27 protein-coding genes (1 of these 27 cut by a window edge) are annotated in these 26,667 nt (G+C 64.6%); 20 read left to right on the top strand and 7 right to left on the bottom strand.

The window, feature by feature from the left end:
• Positions 1–255: 255 nt before the first annotated feature.
• Positions 256–1,173: a peptidylprolyl isomerase gene (locus tag ACSQ3Z_RS24400; protein WP_436173796.1), complete on the top strand. Its 918-nt coding sequence runs from the start codon at positions 256–258 to the stop codon at positions 1,171–1,173.
• Positions 1,174–1,332: 159 nt separating this feature from the next.
• On the opposite strand, the gene ACSQ3Z_RS24395 is transcribed toward ACSQ3Z_RS24400, so the two are convergent.
• The gene (locus ACSQ3Z_RS24395; RefSeq protein ID WP_436173795.1) at positions 1,333–1,950 is read right to left on the bottom strand and encodes a TetR/AcrR family transcriptional regulator; all 618 of its coding nucleotides are present in this window, start codon (positions 1,948–1,950) and stop codon (positions 1,333–1,335) included.
• Between the two features lie 347 nt (positions 1,951–2,297).
• Between ACSQ3Z_RS24395 and argJ the strand changes: the two genes are divergently transcribed.
• From argJ to ACSQ3Z_RS24370, 5 genes are all read left to right on the top strand, one after another.
• Entirely contained in the window at positions 2,298–3,539 is a 1,242-nt protein-coding gene (gene argJ, locus ACSQ3Z_RS24390) for a bifunctional glutamate N-acetyltransferase/amino-acid acetyltransferase ArgJ (RefSeq protein ID WP_436173794.1), read from the top strand.
• A gap of 5 nt (positions 3,540–3,544) precedes the next feature.
• Positions 3,545–4,318 (top strand): GNAT family N-acetyltransferase, encoded by a 774-nt coding sequence (locus ACSQ3Z_RS24385; protein ID WP_436173793.1) that lies wholly within the window; start codon positions 3,545–3,547, stop codon positions 4,316–4,318.
• Positions 4,315–4,737, top strand: coding sequence for an 8-oxo-dGTP diphosphatase MutT (mutT, locus tag ACSQ3Z_RS24380; protein WP_436173792.1), 423 nt, complete (start codon positions 4,315–4,317; stop codon positions 4,735–4,737). Before ACSQ3Z_RS24385 ends, mutT begins: the two co-directional genes overlap by 4 nt.
• Before the next feature lie 95 nt (positions 4,738–4,832).
• Entirely contained in the window at positions 4,833–5,147 is a 315-nt protein-coding gene (locus ACSQ3Z_RS24375) for a hypothetical protein (RefSeq protein ID WP_436173791.1), read from the top strand.
• Between the two features lie 111 nt (positions 5,148–5,258).
• The gene (locus ACSQ3Z_RS24370) at positions 5,259–5,441 is read left to right on the top strand and encodes a Flp family type IVb pilin (protein WP_436173790.1); all 183 of its coding nucleotides are present in this window, start codon (positions 5,259–5,261) and stop codon (positions 5,439–5,441) included.
• 30 nt (positions 5,442–5,471) lie between these two features.
• Here ACSQ3Z_RS24370 and ACSQ3Z_RS24365 read toward each other — a convergent pair whose 3' ends face one another.
• Complete coding sequence (locus ACSQ3Z_RS24365; protein WP_436173789.1) at positions 5,472–6,365, bottom strand: methyltransferase domain-containing protein; 894 nt, start codon at positions 6,363–6,365, stop codon at positions 5,472–5,474.
• 63 nt (positions 6,366–6,428) lie between these two features.
• Between ACSQ3Z_RS24365 and ACSQ3Z_RS24360 the strand changes: the two genes are divergently transcribed.
• The 4 genes from ACSQ3Z_RS24360 to ACSQ3Z_RS24345 all read left to right on the top strand — a co-directional run bounded on the left by ACSQ3Z_RS24360 (position 6,429) and on the right by ACSQ3Z_RS24345 (position 8,883).
• A complete protein-coding gene (locus ACSQ3Z_RS24360; protein WP_436173788.1) occupies positions 6,429–7,229 on the top strand; it encodes a ComF family protein in 801 nt (266 codons plus the stop codon).
• Positions 7,230–7,314: 85 nt separating this feature from the next.
• Entirely contained in the window at positions 7,315–7,584 is a 270-nt protein-coding gene (gene grxC / locus ACSQ3Z_RS24355) for a glutaredoxin 3 (protein ID WP_436173787.1), read from the top strand.
• Between the two features lie 10 nt (positions 7,585–7,594).
• The gene (locus ACSQ3Z_RS24350; RefSeq protein ID WP_436173786.1) at positions 7,595–8,461 is read left to right on the top strand and encodes a carbon-nitrogen hydrolase family protein; all 867 of its coding nucleotides are present in this window, start codon (positions 7,595–7,597) and stop codon (positions 8,459–8,461) included.
• Positions 8,458–8,883, top strand: coding sequence for a DUF1178 family protein (locus ACSQ3Z_RS24345; RefSeq protein ID WP_436173785.1), 426 nt, complete (start codon positions 8,458–8,460; stop codon positions 8,881–8,883). The genes ACSQ3Z_RS24350 and ACSQ3Z_RS24345 overlap by 4 nt, the downstream gene beginning before the upstream one ends.
• Positions 8,884–8,887: 4 nt before the next feature.
• On the opposite strand, the gene ACSQ3Z_RS24340 is transcribed toward ACSQ3Z_RS24345, so the two are convergent.
• On the bottom strand, positions 8,888–9,373 hold the full coding sequence (locus ACSQ3Z_RS24340; protein WP_436173784.1) for a MarR family winged helix-turn-helix transcriptional regulator: 486 nt from the start codon (positions 9,371–9,373) through the stop codon (positions 8,888–8,890).
• An 87-nt stretch (positions 9,374–9,460) separates the two neighbouring features.
• On the opposite strand from ACSQ3Z_RS24340, the gene ACSQ3Z_RS24335 reads away from it, so the two are divergent.
• Complete coding sequence (locus ACSQ3Z_RS24335) at positions 9,461–10,375, top strand: DMT family transporter (RefSeq protein ID WP_436173783.1); 915 nt, start codon at positions 9,461–9,463, stop codon at positions 10,373–10,375.
• 6 nt (positions 10,376–10,381) lie between these two features.
• Here ACSQ3Z_RS24335 and ubiG read toward each other — a convergent pair whose 3' ends face one another.
• Positions 10,382–11,131, bottom strand: coding sequence for a bifunctional 2-polyprenyl-6-hydroxyphenol methylase/3-demethylubiquinol 3-O-methyltransferase UbiG (gene ubiG / locus ACSQ3Z_RS24330; RefSeq protein ID WP_436173782.1), 750 nt, complete (start codon positions 11,129–11,131; stop codon positions 10,382–10,384).
• Between the two features lie 84 nt (positions 11,132–11,215).
• Positions 11,216–11,515, bottom strand: a complete 300-nt coding sequence (locus ACSQ3Z_RS24325) for a hypothetical protein (protein ID WP_436173781.1) — start codon at positions 11,513–11,515, stop codon at positions 11,216–11,218.
• 224 nt (positions 11,516–11,739) lie between these two features.
• Between ACSQ3Z_RS24325 and ACSQ3Z_RS24320 the strand changes: the two genes are divergently transcribed.
• The 8 genes from ACSQ3Z_RS24320 to ACSQ3Z_RS24285 all read left to right on the top strand — a co-directional run bounded on the left by ACSQ3Z_RS24320 (position 11,740) and on the right by ACSQ3Z_RS24285 (position 23,553).
• A complete protein-coding gene (locus tag ACSQ3Z_RS24320) occupies positions 11,740–12,993 on the top strand; it encodes an aspartate kinase (protein WP_065518125.1) in 1,254 nt (417 codons plus the stop codon).
• Between the two features lie 81 nt (positions 12,994–13,074).
• Positions 13,075–15,345: a phosphoenolpyruvate--protein phosphotransferase gene (ptsP, locus tag ACSQ3Z_RS24315; RefSeq protein ID WP_436173780.1), complete on the top strand. Its 2,271-nt coding sequence runs from the start codon at positions 13,075–13,077 to the stop codon at positions 15,343–15,345.
• A gap of 8 nt (positions 15,346–15,353) precedes the next feature.
• On the top strand, positions 15,354–16,433 hold the full coding sequence (prfA, locus tag ACSQ3Z_RS24310) for a peptide chain release factor 1 (RefSeq protein ID WP_436173779.1): 1,080 nt from the start codon (positions 15,354–15,356) through the stop codon (positions 16,431–16,433).
• Entirely contained in the window at positions 16,426–17,304 is an 879-nt protein-coding gene (prmC, locus tag ACSQ3Z_RS24305) for a peptide chain release factor N(5)-glutamine methyltransferase (RefSeq protein ID WP_436173778.1), read from the top strand. Before prfA ends, prmC begins: the two co-directional genes overlap by 8 nt.
• Positions 17,305–17,605: 301 nt before the next feature.
• The gene (locus ACSQ3Z_RS24300; RefSeq protein ID WP_436173777.1) at positions 17,606–18,610 is read left to right on the top strand and encodes a DUF4167 domain-containing protein; all 1,005 of its coding nucleotides are present in this window, start codon (positions 17,606–17,608) and stop codon (positions 18,608–18,610) included.
• A gap of 233 nt (positions 18,611–18,843) precedes the next feature.
• Positions 18,844–21,450, top strand: a complete 2,607-nt coding sequence (gene clpB, locus ACSQ3Z_RS24295) for an ATP-dependent chaperone ClpB (RefSeq protein WP_436173776.1) — start codon at positions 18,844–18,846, stop codon at positions 21,448–21,450.
• A gap of 107 nt (positions 21,451–21,557) precedes the next feature.
• Positions 21,558–21,914, top strand: a complete 357-nt coding sequence (locus ACSQ3Z_RS24290; protein ID WP_436173775.1) for an MmcQ/YjbR family DNA-binding protein — start codon at positions 21,558–21,560, stop codon at positions 21,912–21,914.
• Positions 21,915–22,050: 136 nt separating this feature from the next.
• On the top strand, positions 22,051–23,553 hold the full coding sequence (locus tag ACSQ3Z_RS24285; RefSeq protein ID WP_436173774.1) for a L,D-transpeptidase family protein: 1,503 nt from the start codon (positions 22,051–22,053) through the stop codon (positions 23,551–23,553).
• A 24-nt stretch (positions 23,554–23,577) separates the two neighbouring features.
• Here the strand turns inward: ACSQ3Z_RS24285 and ACSQ3Z_RS24280 are convergent, their stop codons facing one another.
• Entirely contained in the window at positions 23,578–23,772 is a 195-nt protein-coding gene (locus ACSQ3Z_RS24280) for a hypothetical protein (protein ID WP_436173773.1), read from the bottom strand.
• 107 nt (positions 23,773–23,879) lie between these two features.
• Between ACSQ3Z_RS24280 and ACSQ3Z_RS24275 the strand changes: the two genes are divergently transcribed.
• Positions 23,880–25,439 (top strand): MFS transporter, encoded by a 1,560-nt coding sequence (locus ACSQ3Z_RS24275; RefSeq protein ID WP_436173772.1) that lies wholly within the window; start codon positions 23,880–23,882, stop codon positions 25,437–25,439.
• Between the two features lie 30 nt (positions 25,440–25,469).
• Here the strand turns inward: ACSQ3Z_RS24275 and ACSQ3Z_RS24270 are convergent, their stop codons facing one another.
• A protein-coding gene (locus ACSQ3Z_RS24270; RefSeq protein WP_436173771.1) for a M23 family metallopeptidase crosses the window boundary here: on the bottom strand, positions 25,470–26,667 show its 3' portion. 770 nt of this gene lie beyond the right edge of the window; 1,198 of the gene's 1,968 nt are visible here — the last part of the coding sequence; the start codon falls outside the window, past its right edge — the gene reads right to left on this strand; its stop codon occupies positions 25,470–25,472.

Raw genomic sequence — 26,667 nt, 5'->3', positions numbered from 1 at the left:
CTTTCGATAGCATTCTTAATCGTTGCGACGGGCGCCGGCCGGCCCCATCAATTCCGCGTGAAACGCGGACAAACGCAAAAAGCGCCCGGAAAACGGTTCTGGACGCAAAGTCGTTGGACAGATAAGAGGGGGCTCAACTGATGTCAACGCCGCGCTCGCCCTGCGGGCCGCGCCAAATTCCGCCACAATCTGGCTGATCTGCAAGCCATTTTGCTCAAGCAACCCCCATCGGCAATCCCCATCGGAGTTAACTTAATGTCCTTATCGTTTAGCCGTGCGTCGCTCGCCAGCCTTGGCCTGGCTTTCGGGCTGTCGGCTCTGTCGCTGTCGCCCCTGATGGCGCAGGAAGCCGCCCCCGCCCAGCCGGCGGCACCGGCCCCGGCGGCCGCGCCGGTCGACCCTAACGCGGTGGTCGCCACTGTCAACGGCCAGACGCTGACCGAGGCAGACCTTGGGCTTGCCGAAGGCGAGCTGTCGCAGCAGTTCGCTCAGTTGCTGCCCGAACAGCGCCGTGCGGCGGCCCTTTCGGCAGCCATCGAGATCCGCATCATGGCCGCCCAGGCGGTCACCACCGGCCTCGACAAGGATCCCGATTTCCAGCGCCGCATGGCCTTCCTGCAGCAGCGCGCGCTGCATGGCGAAATGGTCGAGAAGGGCGTCGTCGACAAGGTCACGGACGCCGAGGTGCGCGCCCGCTATGACCAGGAAATCGCCAACACGCCCCCGGTCAATGAGGTGCACGCCCGTCACATCCTCGTGAAGACGAAGGAAGAGGCCGTGGCGATCATCAAGCAGCTCGACGGCGGCGCCGACTTCCAGAAGCTCGCCAACGAGCACACCAGCGACCCGAGCGGCAAGTCCAATGGCGGCGATCTCGGCTGGTTCGGACCTGGCCAGATGGTGCCGGAATTCGACAAGGCAGCGTTCGCGCTCGAAGTCGGCAAATACACCAAGGAGCCGGTGCAGTCGCAGTTCGGCTGGCACGTCATCAAGCTCGAGGACAAGCGCACCAAGCAGCCGCCGGCCTTCGAAGAGGTCAAGGACCAGGCCAAGCAGGCGGTCATCCGCGACAAGTACTTTGCGCTGGTCAAGTCGCTGCGCGCCGCCGCCAAGGTCGAGATCCCCGACGCGAACCTGAAGAAGGCCGTCGACACGATGGAAAGCGCCAAGTAAGGCTGACAGAACTTCGAAAAGGGGCGCGGCAACCGGGTTGTCGCGCCCTTTTTCAATCGGCCGGCTCGGCCGCGGTTTTCTAGAGCGGTTCACCGTTTCACGGAAACGGAGAACCGCTCTATCTCTTTGTTTTGACGCAATTCCGGACGGAAAACCGTTTCACACTTTTCCTGGAATTGCTCGACCGGGCACTGCTATGCCTTGCGTCAAATAACGGACCGCCTTGCGTATCGTCGCTTCAGGTTCGTCGAGCCGGTTGGTCAGGAGATGCTTCCAGGCATAGGAGGCCACAATGTCGGCGACCAGCGCCGAATCGATATCGGCCGCAATCTCGCCCCTTGTCTTCGCGCGCTCGATGATCTGGCCGGTGTGGGCTCGGCGTCCACCGGCATACAAGGCAAGGGCTACGGCCGCGGTTTCATCCGACTGCGCCTCGGCGATCAGCGATCTGAACACATTGCCCGAGGACGTCTCGCGCCAATGCGAGAACAGGTTGTTCAGGAAGCCGACAAGGTCTTCCTCAAGATTGCCGGTGTCGGGAACGGCGACGCGCTTGCCGCGCTGATAGACCTCGAGCAGCAGGGCTGCTTTGCTCGGCCACCAGCGGTAGATCGTCGGCTTTCCGGCCCGCGCCCGCCGCGCCACCGCCTCGATCGAGAAGCCGGAATAGCCGGCCTCGGCCAGTACGGCCTCGGCGGCCGCGAGAATGGCATCGGCACTGTCGGGATTGCGCCTGGCGCCAATCGATCTGCGCCCCGGATGCGCTTGCTCACTCATCTGCTTTTCCTTGCCGGCAATTTTCGCCGGGATCATACAAGACCCGCGGCGAAACGAAACGGGCCGTTCTAACGGGTTGTTTCTCGACTGGGACAAGGGATAAACGCTACGGTCACTCCGCGGGACCGCAGAAATCTCGGACGCCTATTCATGGCTTCCGATGTTTCCGAATCGATGCGCCATTGACCGTCGCGCATATCAGCCGCGGCGACGCCAACGGATTTGAGGTGCAAGCTTGATCCGGAGTGCGTCCGCGCGGGCCGCGACAGCGACGAAAACGCCCTTGCACCGGCGCCGCGTATCGGGCAAACCGGCGTTCCCTTGCGATTTTCCCGCCCGAGGTTCCCATGTCCGCAACGATTTCGCCGCTCGCGCCGAAGAAATATCCGAAAATGCCCGCGATCGCGGGCGTGCGCATCGCCACTGCCGAGGCCGGAATAAAGTACAAGAACCGCACCGATCTGCTGGCCATGGTCTTCGATGCCGGGACTGCGGTCGCCGGCGTGTTCACCAAGTCGAAATGCCCGTCGGCGCCGGTCGATTTCTGCCGGCAAAACCTTGGCGCCGGCAAGGCGCGCGTGCTGGTCGTCAACTCCGGCAATGCCAATGCCTTCACCGGCCAGAAGGGCCGTGCCTCTACCGCATTGACCGGCGAGGCGGCGGCCAAGGCGGCCGGATGCAGCTCCGGCGAGGTGTTCCTCGCCTCCACAGGCGTCATCGGCGAGCCTCTCGACACAACCAAGTTCAGCCATCTGCTCGCCGGTCTGGTCAAGGACGGCAAGCCGGATCTGTGGAGCGAGGCGGCCAAGGCCATCATGACCACGGATACCTATCCGAAAGTCGCAACGGCGCTGGTGAAGCTCGGCGATGCCGACGTCACCATCAACGGCATCGCCAAGGGCGCCGGCATGATCGCACCCGATATGGCGACGATGCTGTCCTTCATCGCCACCGATGCACCGATCGCGGCGCCCGTGCTGCAGGACCTGTTGTCGCGCGGCACGGCCAAGACCTTCAATGCAGTCACCGTCGACAGCGATACGTCGACCAGCGACACGCTGCTGATCTTCGCCACAGGTGCTGCCGCCAAGCGTGGTGCACCCACGATCAGCGACGCCAAGGATGCGCGCCTCGGCGCGTTCCGCCGGGCGCTTGGCAAGGTTCTGAAATCGCTGGCGCTGCAGGTGGTGCGCGACGGCGAGGGCGCGCGCAAGCAGGTCGAGGTCACCGTCACCGGCGCGAAATCGGCGCGCTCGGCCAAGCGCATCGCGCTGTCGATCGCCAATTCGCCGCTCGTCAAGACGGCGGTCGCCGGCGAGGACGCCAATTGGGGCCGCGTCGTCATGGCCGTCGGCAAGGCCGGCGAACCCGCCGACCGCGACCTCCTGTCGATCTGGTTCGGCGACAACAGGCTGGCGCATGAGGGCGAGCGCGATCCCAGCTATTCCGAGGAAGCGACCTCGGCCTACATGAAGCGCGACGACATCCGCATCCGCGCCGATATCGGCATCGGCCGTGGCAAGGCAACGGTGTGGACCTGCGACCTCACCAAGGAATATGTCGCCATAAACGGCGACTATCGGAGCTGACGGCCTTGGTTTCCAGACATCCGGCAAGCGTGCTCGCCATCGTGCGCCGCTACGAGGCTGCAGGCTTTCGCGCCTGGCCGGCGGCGGCCGTCCACTATGACGGCACCTGGGTGGTGCGGCTGACGGCCGGCCATCCGGCCAAGCGGCTGAACTCGGTCAATCCGCTCGACCCCGGCGACATCCAGCACATTGCCGATCGCATCGGCCGCGCCAGCCGGCGTTTCGACGCCTATGGCAGGCCGCTGACCTTCCGCATATCGCCGCTGTCGGGTCCGGACCTGTCCAAACACCTCGATAGCGAGGGCTGGAACAGCTTCGACGAATCGCTGGTGATGCGCCTGCCGCTGGCGGACGCGCAACTCGCCCCGGCGATGGACCAGATCCCGCTGAAGGACATCAGCCGCTTCATCGGCGCATCGCTCAAGGTGAGCGGCTCGGACGTGTCGCTGCGGCCCGGCCTGTCGGAGATCATCGGCGCCATCCAGCCCGAGGCCGGGCTGTTCGCGCTCGAAGAGGGAAACGAGCCGCTGGCGACGCTGATCTGCGTCCATGACGGCGATCTCGCCGGTCTGTTCGAGGTCGCCACGGACAAGGCGGCGCGCAACAAGGGTCACGGCCGCAACCTTATCCTGTCGGCGCTGAAATGGGCGCGGCTGCGTGGCGCGCGGGAGGCCTGGCTGCAGGTCGAGGCCGGCAATGCGCCGGCCGTGGCGCTCTACCGTTCGCTGGGCTTCGAGGAAGTCTACCGCTATCACTATCGCCGGCCGCCCGGCGCATGAGCGACGTCAAACCAGCCGGAAAGCGTCTGCTTCTCGTCGCGGCCTGCGCCCTGGTCGATACCGATGGGCGCGTGCTTCTGGCGCAGCGCCCCGAAGGCAAGCAGCTTGCCGGCTTGTGGGAGTTCCCGGGCGGCAAGGTCGAGCCCGGTGAGACGCCGGAGGAGTGCCTGATTCGCGAACTGCATGAGGAGATCGGCATCGAGACCGACATCCCATGCCTGGCGCCGCTCACCTTCGCCAGCCATTCCTATGATGATTTTCACCTCTTGATGCCGCTGTTCGTCTGCCGCCGCTTTCGCGGCATCGCGCAGCCGAAGGAAGGCCAGACGCTGAAATGGGTGCGGCCGCGGCAGATGCGCGACTATCCAATGCCGCCCGCCGATGCACCGCTGATCCATTTCCTCATCGATCTGTTGTGATCGCCATCGATTAGTCAGCGTTAATAGAAGATTTATCCCGGTGTGAAAAATTGGGGCAAGGCCGGACTTCGGCCAACATGCTTGGGAGCGACAGCATGAACCTCGAGAAAGACTGGGACTCGATCCGGCCCGATCGCGGCTTCCGCGCCGCCGATGCCGGCATGGGTATATTGCGCATCACGCTCTTGTTCGGCTCGGCCGCAGTGGCGCTGGCCTTGATCGCGACACCATTTCTCGACAGCCAGGCCCGGTCGCAATCGGCCCGGGACAGTTTCGGCGGCCTCGACGCAATGAGCACGGGTTCGATCGGCCATCGCGACACCTATACGCTGCGCCGCAGCGTGCTGCAGCCAATGCCGAGTTCAGTCTGCGTGATCCGCAACGACGGCACGCGCAGCGGCGAATGCTGACTTGGTTAATACTTTTCGCCGAACCGGCCTGTTTCACCGCCTGTTAAGCCTTTGCCGTTAACCTTTCTTAACGGGTCGGCGCTAAGGTCCTGGCAAGAGGGATCGACGATCATGAAAAATCTGCTGCAACGGTTCATCAGAGACGAGACAGGCGCGACGGCCATCGAATACGGCCTGATCGTAGCTGTGCTGTCGCTCGCCATCGTCGGCGGCGTCGGCCAGGCAGCCAATGCAATCCAGTGGCTGTTCAGCGACACCAACAGCCAGCTTGCGAACGCCTTCGCCCAGCACTGATTGCGTCGCCGGGCTATCGCGGAAAGCCGATCAACGCCGGTCGGGATTTTCCAGTATCGTCTTCAACGAGACCTTGGCCGAGCCTGGCTTCAACGGCTTCTGTTGCGAGGCATCGGGCGCCCAGCCGGACATCCAGACAATCGAAAAACTCGCCCTGACGCGGCCGTCGGCATCGGAGAACCGTTCCGCGTAGATCTCGGCGGCACGGGCAAAGAGCCTTCGCGTGCCGGGCCGCCTGCTGCGATCTGCGAGCGCGCTGGTCTCGCCCATGGCCCTGAGATCGGCGACGAGGTCGAACAGGGTGTCGTAGCGCACCGTCACCGTCTCGACATCGGCGACCGGCAGCGCCAGGCCGGCGCGTTGCAGGAGCGCGCCGGCATCGCGGACATCGGTGAACGGAATGACCCGCGGGCTGGCGCCGCCGTAGAGCTCGGTCTCGGCGGCAAGCAGGCTCTCGCGCAATTCGGAAAGCGTGCCGGCGCCAGCAAGGGCGCCGAGAAAGAGGCCGTCTGGCCGCAGCGAACGGCGGATCTGCACCAGCATGCCGGGAATGTCGTTCGTTGCCTGCAGCGACAGGAGAGACACGACGAGGTCGAGACTCTCCGGCTCGAACGGCACGGTCTCCGGCGGCGCCACCAATCCCTGCCGGCCAGCGCGGAAGGCCGGTTCGGCTTCCAGGAAGGCCGGGTCGGCTTCCACCCGCACGATTTCCGTCACCTTTCCGCTTTCGGCGAGCACGTCCGCTGCCGCCGGCGTCTGGCAAAACAGCGCCGCCGCCTTGGCGAATTTGCGCTCGACGGCGTCGAGCCGGTCGGCAAGGTCCTCAGCCGCACGCCGCATCAGGAAATCGGCGCCGCCAACGGGGCGGGCCAAGGCGCGGCGCTTGTGCGCCAGCCACAAAGGCATATCGATCAGGGGCTGCAACGGACGGGTTCCTGTTTTCCGCGCTCCGAAAGAGTGGTTCTATGGTGGCGGACAACCAACCACGTGGCCGATCCAATGCCGAAGATCAAGACCGTTGCGATCAAGAGCGCTGCGCTAAAGGCCTTGGCCTTGCCGGTGCGCATCTTGTTTCCGCCGGTCTGCGCCGGCTGCCGCCGCCATGTTTCGCAGCCCGGCGTGCTCTGCGGCACCTGCTGGCCCAAGCTCAGGCTGCTGGAACGACCGTGGTGCGCCGTCATGGGCACGCCGTTTACCCATGACATGGGCGAAGGGTTCCTTTCCGCCGAGGCGATCGCCGATCCGCCGCCTTTCGATCGTGCTCGGGCGGCGGTCGTCTATTCGGGTGTCGCCCGCCAGATGGTGCAGGGGCTGAAATACCAGGACCGCACCGACCTGGCGCCGTGGATGGCGCGCTGGATGCTGCGCGCTGGGGCCGAGCTGATCGCCGAGGCTGACGTGGTCGTGCCCGTGCCGTTGCACTGGCGGCGCTTCTTCCGGCGGCAATTCAACCAGTCGGCGGAACTGGCAAGGGCCGTAGCGCATCTCAGCGGCCTGCCGTTCTCACCCTCTGCGATCCGGCGCGTGAAACTCACCCGCCAGCAGGTCGGGCTGGAACGGCAGGAGCGCGAGGAGAATGTGCGTGCGGCCTTCCGCGTGCCCACCGAGGCGCAAATCGAGATCGCGGGTCGCCGGGTGCTGCTGATCGACGATGTCTATACCACCGGCGCTACGGTTCGCGCGGTAGCCAAGGCGCTGAAACGGGGTGGTGCCGGAGCGGTCGACGTGCTGACCTTTGCGCGTGTGCTGCCGGGGGACTTTCGGGCCGACGAGTCCGCGACTATATAGATTGAAATTGTTGTTTTAGTGCATGCCGTTGTCCCAGAAGCGCTGCGCGCTTCCGGGTGACATGCATAGGCAGGATTTCTGACCGATGGTCGATGTGACGATCTATACGCGCATGATGTGCGGCTATTGCACGGCGGCCAAGCGGCTGCTCGAGCGCAAGGGCGTCGCCTACAAGGAGCATGACGCCTCCTTCTCGCCGGAACTGCGCCAGGAAATGATTTCCCGGGCGCGTGGCCGATCGACCTTTCCGCAGATTTTCATCGGCGATACGCATGTCGGCGGTTCCGACGAACTCCACGAGCTGGAGGCCGAGGGCCGGCTGGACAGGCTACTTGCCAACGGCTCGACCACGTAAGGACATGACCATGGGTGTTTTCAAGGCAGCGGCGATCCAAATGCGTTCAGGCGAGATCCCGGAGCGCAACGCGGTCGATATGGAGCGACTGGTGCGCGCGGCGGCAGGCCAGGGCGCGACCTACATCCAGACCCCGGAAATGACCGGTGCGCTGATCCGCGACAAGGATGCGCGCGCTGCGTCCTTCACCTCCGAGGACAAGGACGTCGTCGTCTCGACCGCGCGCAGACTGGCGAGCGAACTCGGTGTTTTCCTGCATATCGGCTCGACCGCCATCCTGCGCGCCGACGGCAAGCTCGCCAACCGGGCGCTGCTGTTTGGGCCGGATGGCGCCACGCTGGCCACCTACGACAAGATCCACATGTTCGACGTCGACCTCGACAATGGCGAGAGCTGGCGCGAATCCGCCGCTTACGAGCCCGGCACCGAGGCCGTCGTGGCCGAGATCGACGGCACGAAGCTGGGCTTTGCCGTTTGCTATGATTTGCGCTTTCCGCAGCTGTTCCGCGCCGAGGCGCTGGCCGGCGCCGACCTGCTGTCGGTGCCCGCCGCCTTCACGCGCCAGACCGGTGAGGCGCACTGGCATGTCCTGCTCAGGGCCCGCGCCATTGAGAACGGCGCCTATGTGGTGGCCGCGGCCCAGGGCGGATTGCACGAGGACGGCCGCGAGACCTATGGCCATTCGCTGATCGTCGATCCGTGGGGCCGCATTATCGCGGAAGCCGCGCATGACGAACCGGCGGTCATCGTCGCCGAGATCGATCCGGCGCAATCACTCGCGGCGCGCAGGAAGATCCCCAACCTGAAAAACGCGCGGGAGTTTGCCGTCAATGCCGGCTCGGCGGAAGCGCCGCGTCTGAGGGGTGCGGCTTCTTGATCCGATTTTCCCTTATCTGTGAGCATGAACACGAATTCGAGGCGTGGTTCCGCAGCAACGACGATTTCGACACGCAGAAGAAGCGTGGCTTCGTCGATTGCCCAAGTTGCGGTTCGCACAAGGTCGAGAAGGCGTTGATGGCGCCGGCCGTCTCGACCGGGCGCAAGCAGGAAAAGATTGCGCTGGCCATGGGCGAGGCGCAGAAGCAGGCGCTGGCGCGGCTGAAGGCCATGGCTGAGAAGGTGCGCGAGAATGCCGACTATGTCGGCGACAAGTTCGCCGAGGAAGCGCGCAAGATCCATTTCGGCGAAACCGATGCGCGCGGCATTTATGGCGAGGCGACGGTTGACGAAGCCAAAAGCCTGGCCGAGGACGGCGTAGAGTTCATGCCAATCCCGGTCTTTCCGGATGACCGGAACTGAACGCCTAGCTCAGGCTCCCAATCAATTTTCCGAGCAGGTGGGCGAGCGTCTCCCGCTCCGGCCCAGACAGGCCGGCAAGGATTTCGTGCTCATTGGCGACATGGGCTGCGACCGCCTCGTCGATCAGGGCGAGCCCCTTCTCGGTCAGTTGCACGACAATGCCGCGCCGATCGCTGGGGTGTGGGCCGCGCAGGGTCAATCCGGCCTTTTCCAGCCGATCGAGCCGATTGGTCATGGCGCCGGACGTGACCATCGTCGCCTCATAGAGCTCGGTCGGCGTCAGCGCGTAAGGCTGGCCGGATCGGCGCAGCGTCGCTAGCACGTCGAATTCGCCCGATTGCAGTCCGAAGCGGGCGAACAGCGGCGCGAGGCGCTCGCGCGCGATCAGCGAAGAGGCTTCGTTCAAGCGTCCGAGCACGGCCATCGGCGAGACGTCCAGATCCGGCCGCTCCCTCAGCCACTGCTCGATCGCCTTTGCGGCGCGGTCCATCTATCTCACCGTTAAGAATCTTTGCATTATCTTATCTCAAGATATGATGCCGGCCAAGCGCCGCGACTGGAACGACGGGATCATCCGATGAAAATTCTCTGGGATTCGGCGCTCGGCCTGCTGGTCGTCACCGGCGGCCTGCTCGGCCTGACGCTGCCGTTCGGCAAGCTGGCGACGGCGGCCGGCGTGCCGGCCATGGTCTGGGCCTTCGTCATTTCGCTCGGCGCGGGCGGCGTGCTCCTCCTGGCCTTGCTGCTGCGCGGGCAGGGGGTGAGGCTGACGCCGCACAGGTTGCGCTATTTCTTCATCACCGCGGCGGTGTCCTATGCCTTCCCCAATCTGTTGATGTTTTCGGCCATCCCGCATCTCGGCGCCGGCTACACCGGCATCATGTTCACGCTGTCGCCGGTCGTCACGCTGGTGTTTTCGATCCTGCTCGGTGTCAGGCGACCCAACATGCTTGGCGTCGCCGGCATTGCCGTCGGCTTCGTCGGCGCGGTGATGGTCGCCGTGACGCGCGGCGAGGCCGGCCAGCCGGCTGAATTTATCTGGGTGGCGGTCGGGCTGCTCATCCCGGTCAGCCTTGCCGCCGGCAACATCTACCGTACCGTCGACTGGCCCGAAGGCACCGGCCCGATTGAGCTCGCCGTCGGCAGCCATCTGGCGTCGGCCGCGCTGCTGCTTGCTGGCATTCTCGCGCTGTTCGGCGTCAAAGCCTTTGCCCCGCTTGGCGGCGTGCCGCTGGTGGCCGTCGGGCAAATGGCGTCGGCCTCGGCGATGTTTGTCTTCTTCTTCCGGCTGCAGGCGGTCGGCGGCCCGGTCTATCTCAGCCAGATCGGCTATGTGGCGGCCGCTGTCGGCCTGTTTGCCGGCACGATCTTCCTTGGCGAGCACTACCAGCTGCTGACCTGGGCTGGTGCGGTCATCATCACTGCCGGTGTGTTCATCACCACCAGGGCGCAGAGCCAGACCAGCGCGAAGGCGCAGAGCCAAGCAGCGTGAGCAGGTTCAGACCGAGCCCCTTTCCGCCAGAACCATGTAGTTGACGTCCATATCCTTCGACCGCTGCCAGCGGTCGGCAAGTGGATGGTAGACGACTCCGGTGCGGTCGATGATGCTCATGCCGGCGGCACCAAGTGCCTTTTCCAGCTCTTCCGGGCGCACCAGCTTGCCGAACTGGTGGGTGCCGCGCGGCAGCCAGCGCAGCACGTATTCGGCGCCTATGATGGCAAGGCCGAGCGCTTTCAGCGTCCGGTTGATGGTGGCCACGAACATGATGCCGCCAGGCTTGACCATCTCCGCGCATTTGGCCACGAACAGGTCGATGTCGGCGACATGCTCGACCACTTCCATGTTGAGGATGACGTCGAATGTCTCGCCGGCGTCGGCCAGATCCTCGGCGGTCGTGGCGCGGTAGTCGACATTCACGCCAACTTCGTCCGCATGCAATTTGGCGACTTCGATGTTGGTGGCGGACGCATCGGCGCCGACCACTTCGGCGCCGAGCCGGGCCATCGGCTCGCAAAGAAGTCCGCCGCCGCAGCCTATGTCGAGGAAGCGCAGGCCTTCGAAGGGCCTCGCCGCACGCGGGTCGCGGCCGAAGCGCGCAGCCACCTGGTCGCGGATATAGGCAAGCCGAACCGGGTTGAACTTGTGCAGCGGACGGAACTTGCCGTTCGGATTCCACCATTCGGCGGCAAGTGCCGAGAAGCGTTCCACTTCTCCGGCATCGATCGTCGATCGTCGGGGCTCTGGCATAGGCGGGTCTCCTCGGACGCTAGGAAGTCGGGTGCCGGGCAGAGAAAGTCAAGGCAGCATTTTTCGCCTGCTGCCAACATGACCTCACGAGGTCGAGAGCACGACCGCGGCATGGCCCATGTCGACGCTCGCGGGGTCGATCGCCTGCATGGCTTGGCAATCGCCGATCTCAGCCATGATCCGCCCGGCTGCCGCACGGGCCTGTTCCAGGCTCCGCCAGCGCACGACATCGATCCAGCTCTGATCCTCGCGCTCGGCCAGGTGGCGGCTGAGAAAGCCCGGCTGTTGCGCAGGCCAGTTCGTGACCACGCCGTTGCCGGCGACAAAGCCGGCCCTGGTCCCTGGCTTGAGGCGGAAGCTGACGATTTCCAGGGTCTCGATCATCAAATCCTCCACGGTTCGAGGTTCCTGTTTGTCTTATCGCATGGCAGGCGGATGAAAAGCTGTCAGGAGGGCTGCAAGTGCGGCCAAGCCGTTCTTTCCCGCCGTCGCTTGCGCAGCTTTGCTGTTTTGGCTAAGGAGGCCGCGCATTCAGCGGCCGGCACCAGCCGGGCGCTTCGTTCCGCATTCGGCAACAGGCCGGCTTCAGTCAAAGGCATTTCGCTTCCATGGCGCGCATCGTGATGAAATTCGGCGGAACCTCCGTCGCCGACATCGCCCGCATCCGCAATGTGGCGCGTCACGTCAAACGCGAGGTCGACGCCGGCCATGAGGTTGCGGTGGTGGTTTCGGCGATGGCCGGCAAGACCAATGAGCTGGTCGGCTGGACGCGTGAAGCCTCGCCGATGCATGACGCACGCGAATATGACGCCGTCGTCGCTTCCGGCGAACAGGTGACCGCCGGCCTTCTGGCGATCACCCTGCAGAACATGGGCGTGCATGCCCGCTCCTGGCAGGGTTGGCAGATCCCGATCAAGACCGACAATGCGCACGGCGCGGCGCGTATTTTGGATATTGACGGCGCGTTCCTGGTCAAGCGCTTCGGCGAGGGCCAGGTGGCGGTCGTCGCCGGTTTCCAGGGTATCGGACCCGACAACCGCATCGCCACGCTCGGCCGCGGCGGTTCCGACACCAGTGCCGTCGCCATCGCGGCGGCGGTGAAGGCCGATCGCTGCGACATCTACACCGATGTCGACGGCGTCTACACCACCGACCCGCGCATCGAGCCGAAGGCGCGCCGGCTGGCCAAGATTTCCTTCGAGGAAATGCTCGAAATGGCCTCGCTCGGCGCCAAGGTGCTGCAGGTGCGCTCGGTCGAGCTTGCCATGGTGCACAGGGTGCGTACTTTCGTGCGGTCGTCCTTCGACGATCCCGACGCGCCCGGAATGGGGGATTTGCTCAATCCGCCCGGAACGCTTATTTGCGACGAGGAAGAGATCGTGGAACAGCAGGTCGTCACCGGAATTGCCTACGCCAAGGACGAGGCGCAGATTTCGCTGCGCCGCGTCGGCGACCGCCCCGGCGTTGCCGCCGGCATCTTTGGGCCGCTGGCCGAGGCCAACATCAATGTCGACATGATCGTCCAGAACATCTCCGAGGACGGCAAGTTCACCGACATGACGTTCACCGTGCCGTCCGGCGACGTCGACAAGGCGCTTGCGGTGCTGGAGCGCCTGAAGGCGACGATCGGCTACGACGTCGTGCAGTCGGAAGCCGGCATGTCGAAGGTCTCGGTGATCGGCATCGGCATGCGAAGCCATGCCGGTGTCGCTGCCACCGCCTTCAAGGCGCTGGCCGACAAGGCGATCAATATCCGGGCGATCACCACCTCCGAGATCAAGATTTCGATACTGATCGACGGTCCGTATACCGAACTTGCGGTTCGCACTTTGCATTCCGTCTACGGTCTGGATAAGCAATAGCAAGACTGAATCAGTTGTTGCGTGAGTGCCGGGCACAGCTGAAACTGCGCCGGCAAGGACTCTATTGGAGAAGAAGCCGCGATGCGTGATACGGCCAGTGGCCCGCGCGTTCTGCTGAAACGGCTCCGCGAGCTCATGCAAGAGCCGCTGGAGCCGCAGGAGCGGCTCGACCGGATCGTGCGCGACATCGCTTCCAACATGGTCGCCGAAGTGTGTTCGCTCTATGTGCTGCGCGCCGATTCGGTGCTCGAACTCTACGCCACAGAGGGTCTGAACCCGAACGCCGTCCACCTGGCGCAATTGCGGCTTGGGCAAGGCCTGGTCGGCACGATTGCGGCGAGTGCCCGGCCGCTCAACCTTTCGAATGCGCAGGAGCATCCGGCCTTCGCCTACCTGCCGGAGACCGGGGAAGAGATCTATAATTCCTTCCTCGGCGTGCCAGTGCTGCGGGCAGGGCGCACGCTCGGCGTTCTCGTGGTGCAGAACAAGACCATGCGTCACTACCGCGACGACGAGGTCGAGGCGCTGGAAACGACGGCGATGGTGATCGCCGAGATGATCGCCACCGGCGACCTCGCCCGGCTGACCCGGCCAGGCCTGGAACTCGACCTGCGCCGCCCGGTCAGCTTCACCGGCCTGTCCTTCAACGAAGGTGTTGGGCTCGGCCACGTCGTGCTGCACGAGCCGCGCATCGTCGTCACAAATCTGTTCAACGAGGATAGCGAGGAGGAGGCCCGCAGGCTGCAGGCCTCGCTCGGCTCGCTCAGGCTTTCCATCGACGACATGCTGGAGCGCCGCGAGGTCGCCTTCGAAGGCGAGCATCGCGAGGTGCTCGAAGCCTATCGCATGTTCGCCAACGACAGCGGCTGGGTACGCCGGCTGGAAGAAGCTATCCGCAACGGCCTGACGGCGGAAGCGGCGGTCGAGAAAGTGCAGAGCGACATGCGCGCCCGCATGCTGCACATGACCGACCCCTATCTGCGCGAGCGGATGAGCGATTTCGACGACCTCGCCAACCGGCTGCTGCGCCAGTTGATGGGGCGCGGGCCGGAAGATGTCGCGGCCTCGCTGCCGAAGGACGCCATCATCGTCGCCCGCTCGATGGGGGCGGCCGAACTGCTCGACTATCCCCGCGACAAGCTGCGCGGCGTGGTGCTGGAAGATGGCGCCGCGACCAGCCACGTCGTCATCGTGGCGCGCGCCATGGGCATCCCGGTCGCCGGGCAGATGAAGGGCGCCGTTTCCATGGCGGAAAACGGCGATGCCATCATCGTCGACGGCGAGGAAGGCATTATCCACCTGCGGCCACAGCCAGACCTCGAAGCCGCCTATGCCGAAAAGGTCCGCTTCCGGGCGCGGCGGCAGGAAGTCTACCGCGAGCTGCGCAAGAAGCCGTCGGTGACCAAGGACGGCGTCCAGGTCGATCTGTTGATGAATGCCGGCCTGGCGGTCGACTTGCCGCAGCTCGCCGAGGCGGGAGCGGCCGGCATCGGCCTGTTCCGCACCGAATTGCAGTTCATGGTCGCCTCGACCTTCCCGCGCGCCGAGGCGCAGGAGCGGCTTTATCGCGACGTGCTCGACGCGGCGCGCGGCAAGCCGGTGACCTTCCGCACCATCGATATTGGCGGCGACAAGGTGCTGCCCTACTTCAAGGGCGCGATCCAGGAAGAGAACCCGGCGCTCGGCTGGCGGGCGATTCGGCTGACGCTCGACCGTCCGGGTCTGCTCCGGACCCAGATCCGCGCTCTGCTGAAGGCGTGCGGCGGGCGCGAACTGAAGCTGATGCTGCCAATGGTGACGGAACTTGGCGAGATCGCGCAGGCGCGCGAGATCATCGACCGCGAGGTGCGGCATCTGTCGCGCTTCGCTCATCATCTGCCGACCAGCCTCAAGCTCGGCGCCATGCTGGAAGTGCCGTCGCTGCTTTTCCAGCTCGACGAGCTGATGAAGGCGGTCGACTTCGTCTCCGTCGGCTCCAACGATCTGTTCCAGTTCGTCATGGCGGTCGATCGCGGCAACACGCAATTGTCCGACCGCTTCGACACGCTGTCGACGCCGTTCCTGCGGGTGCTGAAGCAGATTGCCGATGCCGGGGCGCGCAACCACACGCCGGTGACGCTCTGCGGCGAACTCGCGGGAAAGCCGATCTCGGCGATGGCGCTGATCGGCTTGGGTTACCGCTCGATCTCGATGTCGCCGGCCTCGATCGGCCCGGTGAAGGCGATGCTGACGGAATTGCCGCTGGACGAATTGCAGGCTTTCTTCGACGACAACCTGATGGCGCCTGCCCACGGCCTGCCGATGCGGGCGCTGCTGCAGGCCTTTGCCGACGACCGCTCTATCCCGCTATAGCGGCCGCCATGATCAACCTGCCCCGCGACCGTATGGATCAAGTCGTCAAGCGTTTCGACATGCTCGAAGCGCAGATGTCGGCCGGGCCGGCTGCGGACGCCTATGTCCGCATGGCGTCGGAGTATGCCGATATCCAGGAGATGGTGGCCAAGATCAGGGCGCTGCGCGCGGCCGAGCACGAACAGGCCGACCTGGAGGCGATGCTGGCCGACAAGGGCACCGACGCCGAGATGCGGGCGCTCGCCGAGGCCGACCTGCCCGAGGTCAAGGAGCGCATCGAGGCGCTGCAGAAGGACATCCAGATCCTGCTTTTGCCCAAGGACGCTGCCGACGAGAAGAATGCCATCCTCGAAATCCGCGCCGGCACCGGCGGCGACGAGGCAGCACTCTTCGCCGGCGACCTTTTTCGCATGTATGAGCGCTACGCGGCGTCGCGCGGCTGGCGTTTCGAGGTGGCCTCGGCCAGCGACGGCGAAGTCGGCGGCTACAAGGAAATCATCGCCACCGTGTCGGGCAAGGGCGTGTTCGCGCATCTGAAATTCGAGTCCGGCGTACACCGCGTGCAGCGCGTACCGGCGACCGAGGCCGGCGGGCGCATCCACACCTCGGCGGCGACCGTTGCCGTGCTGCCGGAAGCGGAAGAGGTCGACATCGAGATCCGGGCAGAAGACATCCGCATCGACACGATGCGCGCCTCGGGCTCCGGCGGCCAGCACGTCAACACCACCGATTCGGCGGTGCGCATCACCCATCTGCCGACCGGCATCATGGTGGTGCAGGCGGAAAAATCGCAGCACCAGAACCGAGCGCGCGCCATGCAGATCCTGCGGGCCAGGCTCTATGACCTCGAACGCGGCAAGGCGGATGAGGAGCGTTCGGAATCGCGCAAATCGCAGGTCGGTTCAGGCGACCGTTCGGAGCGCATCCGCACCTACAATTTCCCGCAGGGACGCCTCACCGACCATCGCATCAACCTGACGCTCTACAAGCTCGACCGGGTGATGATGGGGGAGCTCGACGAGGTCATCGACGCGCTGATCGCCGACCACCAGTCGAAGCTGCTCGCCGATATGGGCGTCGATGGCTGACAAATTGCCGGAGGTGCTGGGGCTGCTGCTTCGGGCAGCGCGCGAACGCGTTGCGGCCGCCGGCGTGGCCGACCCGGCGCTGGACGCCAGGTTGATCGTCGAGCATTTTTCCGGCACGACCCGCACCCAGGCCATTGCTGAGCCCCAACAAGCCGTCGACCCGAATGCGGTTGCCGCAATTGATGCAGCGCTGAACCGGCGTATCGCCGGTGAGCCGGTGCATCGCATCCTCGGCTACCGCGAGTTCTACGGCCTGCGCTTCGAGCTTTCGCCGGAAACGCTGGAGCCGCGGCCGGATACCGAAACGCTGGTCGAGGCGGTTCTGCCCTTTGTCGGGGCAACAGTGGAGCGGCAAGGCGAATGCCGCATCCTTGATCTCGGCACCGGCACCGGCGCCATCGCGCTGGCGCTGCTCAGCGCCGTTCCGGGCGCCGTGGCCACCGGCGTCGACCTCTCGGAGGGTGTCCTGGCAACGGCCAGGCGCAATGCCGAGACGCTGGGCCTTTCCGACCGGTTCGAGACGCTTCGATCCGACTGGTTCGCAAAAGTTTCGGGCCGGTACCATGTAATTGCCGCAAACCCTCCCTATATACCAAGCCAAGACATCGGAAATCTGCAGGACGAAGTCCGCGATTTCGATCCGCTTTTGGCCCTGGATGGTGGCGCGGACGGTCTTGGCCCCTACAGGATCATCGCCGCGGAGGCGGCAAGGTTTCTGGAAGTTCAAGGCAGGGTTGTGGTCGAGATCGGCCACACGCAGCGCAACGAGGTCACGGCGATATTCGCGACAGCCGGCTACAGTCTGGCCGGGGCGTTTCGCGACCTTGGCGGAAACGACAGGGTTCTGGTGTTTGAACGGACAAAGCCCTGATGCAGTGCAAAAAGGGCTTGGCAATGCCGGGGAATGCGGCTAGGGTCGCCTTAACCGGATGAGACGAAGCAGGCAGTGCTCTTAGCGATTCGGTTTTCCTTGGAAATAGCTGCCTTCTTGCGCAAACGACGCCCAAGCTTCGTGCGGGAATCGTCCGGCAAGTGATGTAACCGGAACAGGATGGCACGTGGCGCCAACGCAATTGATGCGGGCGAACGCCGGTGAAGAAACGAAACGGCTGGCTGCATGAGCGCCTCCGTTCGTGAAGAGTTTTCGAAAATTTCACACTGAAGAGAGTCGAATGAGGCCACAACAGCAGAACAGGCGCATGCGCGGTCGCAACAACAATGGCGGCGGCGGTGGCAACAACAACAATAATAACAACCGCAAGGGTCCCAATCCCCTGACGCGCAACTACGAGAGCAACGGCCCGGATGTGAAGATCCGCGGATCGGCTCAGCAGATTGCCGAGAAATACGCCACTCTCGCCCGTGACGCGCAAAGCTCTGGCGACCGGGTGATGGCGGAGAACTATCTCCAGCACGCCGAACACTACAATCGCATCATTGCCGCTGCCCAGGCGCAGATGCCGATCCAGAACGCCCAGCAGAACCGCGACGACTTCGACGATGACGGTGACGAAGACCGCGACGAGTTCGACACTGCAGGCAACGGCGGCAGCAATGTCAGCGACAACCAGACGGCCAGCCACGGCGCCGGCCCACAGCCGGTGATCGAGGGCACACCGGCCGAAGTGGCTTTCAACCAGGAAGGCGGCCGCGACAATCGCAACAACCGCGACAATAGTGGTCGCGACAATGGCGGGCGCCATCGCGATCGCCGCCCCAATGGCGGCTACGGCCAGAATGGTCAGCGCGGCGACCATAATCCGCGTGGCGAGCAGGGCAGCCAGCGCTTCGACCAGAACCGCTCCAGCGAGACGCCGGCGCAGGCGGAAGCCGTGTCCCAGGCCGAAACGAGCTTTACGCCCCAGGCCGAAACTGGTTTCGTGCCCCAGGTTGAGCCCACTTTCACCGCGCCGGCAGAACCGACTTTTTCGACCGAGACCGCGCCGCTGTTCGACAGTTTTTCGCCGGCCGGTCTTGCCGCCCAGGCGGAGCGCAACGAAGCTGCCGCCGACAGTGGCGCACGCCGTCCGCGGCGCCCGCGCCGTCCGCGCACCACTGCCGACCAGGCAGACAATCAGGCCGATGGCGGCAGCGACAATGCCGGTGGCAATGAGGTGAGTGCGGCGTCGGCCGAAGGTAACGCAAACGACCCGGTCATCGTCGACGTCGACAACTGATCGAATCCAGCTCGAACAGGGCTTTCAGGCCCATTGAACGGCGGAGAGAAATCTCCGCCGTTTTCGTTTACGCACTGGTGGAATAATATGCGTTCCCAGTCATCTGGACGTCTTGAGTGCCCATTGCCCCTGCACCATATCTCGCCTGAACAGGATCCGGCTCGAAGGAGCGGGTCCGTCACCGCAATCTGATCCGGTGCCGCGAAGCGGGCCGGTGATGGAAGGAGACAGATATGAACCTTGAGAAATACTCAGAGCGCGTGCGAGGTTTCATCCAGTCGGCGCAGACCATGGCGCTCTCGCGCAATCACCAGCAATTCACCCCCGAACATATGCTTAAAGTGCTCGTCGATGACGAGGAGGGCTTGGCCGCGTCGCTGATCGAGCGCGCCGGCGGCAATGTCCGCGACGTCAAGCTCGGCGTCGAATCGGCGCTCGATGCCATGCCCAAGGTGGAAGGCGGCAATGGCCAGCTCTATCTGGCGCAGCCTTTGGCCAAGGTGTTCTCGACCGCCGAGGAGCTGGCCAAGAAGGCCGGCGACAGTTTCGTCACTGTCGAACGGCTGCTGCAGGCGCTGGCCATGGAGAAATCGGCCAAGAGCGCCGATATCCTTTCCAAGGCCGGCGTGACCGCGCAGGCGCTGAACCAGGTCATCAACGAGGTCCGCAAGGGCCGCACCGCCGATTCGGCGAGTGCCGAGCAAGGCTACGACGCGCTGAAGAAGTATGCGCGCGACCTGACGGCGGACGCCCGCGCCGGCAAGCTCGACCCGGTCATCGGCCGTGACGACGAGATTCGCCGCACCATCCAGGTGCTGTCGCGCCGCACCAAGAACAATCCGGTGCTGATCGGCGAGCCCGGCGTCGGCAAGACGGCGATCGCCGAAGGCCTGGCGTTGCGCATCGTCAATGGCGACGTGCCGGAATCGCTGAAGGACAAGCAACTGATGGCGCTCGACATGGGCGCGCTGATTGCCGGTGCCAAATACCGCGGCGAGTTCGAGGAGCGGCTGAAGGCGGTGCTCAACGAGGTGACCGCTGCAGCCGGCGGCATCATCCTGTTCATCGACGAGATGCACACGCTGGTCGGCGCCGGCAAGGCCGATGGTGCGATGGATGCGTCGAACCTTCTGAAACCGGCGCTGGCGCGCGGCGAACTGCACTGCGTCGGTGCGACCACGCTCGATGAGTACCGCAAGCATGTCGAGAAGGACGCGGCCCTTGCCCGCCGCTTCCAGCCGGTGTTCGTCAACGAGCCGACGGTGGAGGACACCGTCTCGATCCTGCGCGGCCTGAAGGAGAAATACGAACAGCACCACAAGGTGCGCATTTCCGATTCGGCGCTGGTCGCTGCGGCGACGCTGTCCAACCGCTACATCGCCGACCGCTTCCTGCCGGACAAGGCGATCGATCTTGTCGACGAGGCCGCCTCGCGGCTCAGGATGCAGGTCGATTCCAAGCCCGAGGCACTGGATGAGATCGACCGCCGCATCATGCAGCTCAAGATCGAGCGCGAGGCGCTCAAGGTCGAGAAGGACGATGCGTCGAAGGACCGGCTCGCTCGCCTCGAGAAGGAGCTCGCGGACCTGGAAGAGGAATCGACCGGGCTGACCTCGAAGTGGCAGGCCGAGAAACAAAAACTCGGGCTGGCCGCCGATCTCAAGAAGCAGCTCGACGAGGCGCGCAACGAACTGGCCATTGCCCAGCGCAAGGGCGAATTCCAGCGCGCCGGCGAGCTTGCCTATGGCCGTATCCCCGAGCTGGAGAAGAAGCTGAAGGAAGCCGAGGCCCAGGACGGCAAGGTCGGCATGGTCGAAGAGGTGGTCACGCCCGACCACGTCGCCCATATCGTGTCGCGCTGGACCGGCATTCCGGTCGACAAGATGCTGGAAGGCGAGCGCGACAAGCTCTTGCGCATGGAAGACGAGATCGGCAAGCGCGTCGTCGGCCAGGGCGAGGCGGTGCAGGCCGTGTCGAAAGCAGTGCGCCGTGCCCGTGCCGGCTTGCAGGATCCGAACCGGCCGATCGGCTCGTTCATGTTCCTCGGTCCGACAGGCGTCGGCAAGACCGAGCTGACCAAGGCGCTGGCCAACTTCATGTTCGACGACGAAAGCGCCATGGTGCGCATCGACATGTCGGAGTTCATGGAGAAGCACTCGGTCGCCCGCTTGATCGGCGCACCTCCCGGCTATGTCGGCTATGAGGAAGGCGGCGCGCTGACCGAAGCAGTGCGGCGCCGGCCCTATCAGGTCGTGCTGTTCGACGAGATCGAGAAGGCGCATCCGGACGTGTTCAACGTGCTGTTGCAGGTGCTCGACGACGGGCGGCTCACCGACGGGCAGGGCCGCACGGTCGATTTCCGCAACACGCTGATCATCATGACGTCGAACCTCGGCGCCGAATATCTGGTCAGCCTCGGCGAGGACCAGGACGTCGACGCCGTGCGCGACGAGGTGATGAGCGTCGTCAGGGCATCGTTCCGGCCGGAATTCCTCAACCGCGTCGATGAGGTGATCCTGTTTCACCGGCTGCGCCGGCAGGATATGGGCCGCATCGTCGAGATCCAGCTCAGGCGGCTGGAGAGCCTGCTTGTCGATCGCAAGATCACGCTGGCGCTGGATCAGGAGGCGATCGATTGGCTGGCAGCCAAGGGCTACGACCCGGCCTATGGCGCGCGGCCGCTGAAGCGGGTGATGCAGAAGGAGCTGCAGGATCCGCTGGCGGAGAAGATCCTGCTTGGCGAGATACTCGACGGTTCGACCGTCAAGGTCACCGCCGGTTCGGACCGGTTGAACTTCCGTTCGAAGCCGACGGTGGTGGCGACCGAAGCGGCGGCCTGATCTCAGGCTGCCTTACCTGAACAGAGCGGCGAAGCCTGAATTGGGATAGCCTTTGCCGCTTTCTTCTTGTCCGAGATACCTTCTTTGTTTGAGATCACGGGGCGCGGATGACGCTGGACGATTACAACGGCTTCTGCGCCTCGCTGCCGCAGACGACCCATGTCGTCCAGTGGGGCGGCGCCCATGTCTGGAAGGTCGGCGGCAAGGTCTTTGCGATCGGCGGCTGGAACGATGGCGGGCAGCTTTTCGTCACCTTCAAATGCTCTGAAATCGCCTATGACGTGCTGAAGGAGCAGCCGGGCTGCCGGCCAGCACCCTATCTCGCCTCGCGCGGCATGAAATGGATCCAGCGTCAGACAAGCCAGAGCATGGATGATGCTGCACTGAAGGACTATCTCGGCGAGAGCCATCGCCTCGTCGTCCTCAAGCTGACGAAACAGACACGCAAGGAATTGAACCTCTAAACACCAGCAATCCGCCATCTTCATGCCCGGTTCATATTGGAACCTTAAGCTTGGTAAATGGTTTGCTGGCGAAGGGGTTCGCCGTAAAGGGACTGTGCCGGGCGGCGGCAATTACGGACCGGAGAGTTTGGCTACAATGCTGCGCACCATCTTCTGCCTTTCGGCACTCGCCGCCGGACTGGTGTCTACCGGCGTGTTCGCCGCGCCGGGTGAGGAAGGAGCACGAACCCGTACCGCCAATTCCGGCGTGATCCTTCTCGCCCAGGACGGCAATCTCGACATCTACTACGACGCCAGGGGGAACCGCGTCATCGTCGATGCCGACACCGGCAAGGTCATCGCCATCCAGCCGCCACAGACCAGGCTCGACCGCCGTGCGCTGCGCCGTCAGTTGCGCATGCAGCAGCTCGGGCGCGCGCCGGTCGAGGACGAGGACCGCTACTATCTCGACGATCCCGAGGACATGGCCCGCTTCCGCCGCAAGCAGCTGGAAGAGGAAGGCACCGTCATCCCACCGCCGATCAACGAAAACGATCCCTATGGCAACAATTCGGATCAGGTTTTTCCGGATGCGCCCCGGGACGAGGGGATCTATGGCAACACTTATCCGGACGGGGCCCAGCCTGGCGAACCGGACGGCATCAGGCGCCAACCGCTCGACGAGGCTTCGATAGATCCAGTCCAGCCGGCGGCGCCGGGCGACGAGGCAGCCCTGCCGCCGAAGGTTGACGGCAAGACGGTCGTCGATCCGTCGCTTTCGCTCGGCACACGTCAGGATGTGGCGGCATTGCAGGTGCTGCTCGATCGTGCCGGCGCTTCGCCCGGCGTCATCGACGGGCGATTCGGCTCCAATGTCGACAAGGCTGTGGCCGCCTACAACGAGATCACCGGCAGCAATCTCAAGTCGACCGATGCGGTCGGCATCCAGGCGGCGCTGGCGCAATCCGGCGGCGATGCCTTCGCCAACTACACGATCACGGCCGAGGACGCGGCCGGTCCCTATGTCGCGTCGATACCGGAAGACTACAGCCAGAAGGCGCAGCTCGACCGCATGGGCTACACGTCGGTGACCGAGGCGCTGGGGGAGCGCTTCCACATGGACGAGAACTATCTCAAGGCGCTCAATCCGGAGGCCAATTTCAATCGCCCCGGCACGATCATCAAGGTCGCCAATTTCGGCAGGCTGGTGTCGACGCCGGTTGCCCGCATCGTTGCCGACAAGGGCAAGAAAGAAGTGTTTGCCTATGACGCTGGAGGCAAGCTGGTCGCGGCCTATCCGGCCACGATCGGTTCTTCAGATACGCCGTCGCCGACAGGCATCCATGCGGTGTCGCGGGTCGCGCTCGATCCCAACTACACCTACAATCCGAGCATCAATTTCAGGCAGGGCCAGAACGACAAGATCCTGACCATCCCGCCAGGCCCGAACGGCCCGGTCGGCTCAGTGTGGATCGCGCTGGACAAGCCGACCTATGGCATCCACGGCACGCCCGACCCGTCCAAGATCGGCAAGACCGAAAGCCATGGCTGCGTGCGCCTGACCAACTGGGACGCGCGCGAGCTGGCCAAGCTCGTCTCGCCTGGGGTGACGGTCGAGTTCGTCGGCGGATCTTCAGCCGATGACCTTGCGCAGCAGTGAGCCGCGCAAGCGCGGTAGCGTAGATCAGCTGCACCACCAGGATGAAGCCGACGTGGCACCGATCGCCCACAGCATCTGCGCCTTGACGACGCGCTGGTAGACGGTGCTGGTCGTTTCCGCACCGACGTCCTCCGCGAGGAGGCTCGCACAGCGCCAGCTGGCGAACAGCGTCGCACCGAGCATCAGCAGGTTCAGCCAATAGACAAGACATCCGGCCATTGCACGCCGATCGGAGCGAGTCTGCCCATACGGGTCGCGGCTGGTTTCAACGAGAACGGCCCGCTGGCCGGTTGTTGCGGCCAGACCGGAGGTCTAAGCAAGCCCTTATGAAGTCGCCAAGCGAAGCTGCCGCTATCCCCTTGACGGGCGCCATTGCAAACGGAACGTTTTGTCCGCAATCGCGGCGCAGGTTCGTGCTGATCGCGGCGATCCTGGCATCGGCGCTCGGCTTCATCGACGGTTCGATCCTGGCCATCGCCACGCCGGCGATACGCGTCGATCTCGGTGCGAGCCTCGCCGAGGCACAATGGATTTCCAACGCCTACGCGCTGACGCTTTCGGCGCTGATCCTTGCCGGCGGTGCGGCGGGCGATCGGTTCGGCCTCCGGCTCGCATTCGTCGTCGGCATCGCCCTGTTCATTGCCGCGTCGATCGCTTGCGCGGTCGCACCCAATGCCGGCGTGCTGATTGCGTTTCGCGCCCTGCAAGGCATCGGCGCCGCGATCATGGTGCCGGGCAGTCTCGCCATCATCGCCAAGGCCTATCCGAAGAAGGAGCGGGGCCGGGCGATCGGCATCTGGGCGGCGGCCTCGGCACTGACGACGGCGCTTGGCCCGGTGCTGGGCGGACTGGTGCTGTCGACCTTCGGCAACGGCATCTGGCGGGCGATCTTCGCCATCAACCTGCCGCTTGGACTGCTCTCGATCTATCTTCTCCTTGTCAAGATTCCAGCTGACGCGCCAACGGAGAAACGAAGCCTCGATCTCGGCGGTGCTGCACTTGCAACGCTTGCCTTCGGATTGCTGGCCTATGGGCTGACCTCGATGAGCGCCGAAGGCGGCGGACACCTGTCTAGTCCAAGCATAGCCGCCGGCGCCGTGCTGCTCGTCGTCTTCATCGCCTTCGAACTGCGGCAGCGCGAGCCGATGATCGATCTCAAGCTGTTTCGCATCGGCGCCTTTGCCGGCGCCAATGTCGCGACCTTCTTCCTCTATTTCGCCCTGTCGGCCAATCTGTTCTACCTGCCGATGCTGCTGATTGCCGGCTGGGGGCTGAGCACGGCCGAGGTCGGCTTCATCTTCCTGCCGCTGTCGGCGTCGATCGCGCTGTTGTCCGGGCCGGTCGGCCAGTGGTCCGACCGCATCGGCCCGCGCTTTCCGATCGCCAGCGGCAGCCTGGTCGTCGCGTTTGCCTTTACCGGGCTTGCGCTGCTCGCCCATGCCGGCATCCACAATTTCTGGACCGGGGTATTTCCGCTGATGGCGCTGATGGGGCTCGGCATGGCGCTTGTCGTGTCGCCGCTGTCGACCGCGATCATGACGGCGGTCGAGGACAAGGACACCGGTGCTGCCTCGGGGATCAACAATGCCGTCTCGCGCATCGGCGGCCTGATCGCGGTGGCGGCGATGGGATCACTCGCGGCCTGGGTCTATTCGACGATGATGGACACAAGCGTCAGGCCGGGCATTCCGGGTTTCGGCGAACCGGCATCGGCAGGGCTAGCGCCCGAACTCGATGCAACGCGGCTCGCCGCCAGCGATGCGGCCTTCGCGGCCATCGCCTGGGTCACCGCGCTGCTTTGCCTGCTTTCGGCGGTCATTGCCTGGATGACCGTTTCGGGACGGGCACTGCCCTGGTCGCGCGGCACGGATGATTCGCCGGACTGATTCGGCACCGAATCGATTCGAGGCTGAGGGCTATCCCTCGACCTTGGCGCTGGCGACCTTCAGCGGATTGTTGTCTTCCTGCTTGAGCAGGTCGTCGATGCGCTCGCGTTCACGCTTGAAGGCAACGAGGTCGTCGCCCTTCAGCACCTTGCCGACCGGCAGGCGGACGCGCATCGGGTCGACCTTGGTGCCGTTGACGATCAGCTCGTAATGAAGATGCGGGCCGGTCGATAGGCCGGTCTGGCCGAGAAAGCCGATGGTCTGGCCCTGGCGGACATGGACGCCCGGTTCCATGCCTTTGGCAAAGGCGCTTTGGTGATTGTAGGACGTCTCGTAGCCATTGGCGTGGCGGATGATGATCTGCTTGCCGTAGCCACCGGCCCAGCCGGCCTTCTCGATGACGCCGTTGCCGGCGGCGATGATCGGCGTGCCGATCGGGGCTGCCCAGTCGACGCCGGTATGCATGCGGACATAGCCGAGGATCGGATGGCGGCGCGCGCCGAAGCCGGAGCGGAATTTTCCCGCCGGCAGCGGATTGCGCAGCAGGAACTGCTGGGCGCTCGAGCCGTCCTGATCGAAATAGTCGCTGCTGCCGTCCTGCATCTGGAAGCGGTAGAAATTGCGCGTCTGTCCGCCGAAGGTCGCCGAGACGTAAAGCAGTTGGGATTCGTCGGAAGCCTGGTCGTCGCCGTCCGGTTGCGAAAACAGGACGTCGATACGGTCCGAGGGGCTCAGCCGTGACTGGTAGTCGACGCCGGAAGCCAGCAGCCGGACCAGTTGCCGGGTCAGCTTTTTCGACATGCCGTAGGAATAGGCCGCACGGTAGATGCCGTCGTAGACGTTCGGCAGGTTGCCGCGCACCACCACCGGCGGCGAATCATCGAATGCCGTCAGCAATTCGGGATTGGGTTCGGGCTCCTGCGCCGGCACATACTGGCCGCGATCGTCGAGCGCGATGGTGACGATATGCTGGGTCCGGTCGTAGACGCTGGTGCGAACCACCTTGGCCGCATCGCCATGGATCTCGAGCCCGACGCGCAGCACGGTTCCGGCCTTCAGCGCCGGCGCGTTCAAGAGCTTGCCGATCGCCTCGGCCATGCCGGTGGCGTCCGGGCCGGTATAGCCCGAATCGGCGAAGGCCTCGGTGATGTCGAGATCCTTGGTGAAGGGGATGATTTCCTCGGCGAACGCCGGCGCCTGGTCGTCCGCAATGACGCGCGGCGACACC

This window comes from Mesorhizobium sp. LjNodule214 (genome assembly GCF_964252735.1).
Taxonomy (GTDB): Bacteria; Pseudomonadota; Alphaproteobacteria; order Rhizobiales; family Rhizobiaceae; genus Mesorhizobium.
Note: the sequence above shows the minus strand (reverse complement) of the source record. Positions and strands in the feature narration are given on the sequence as shown.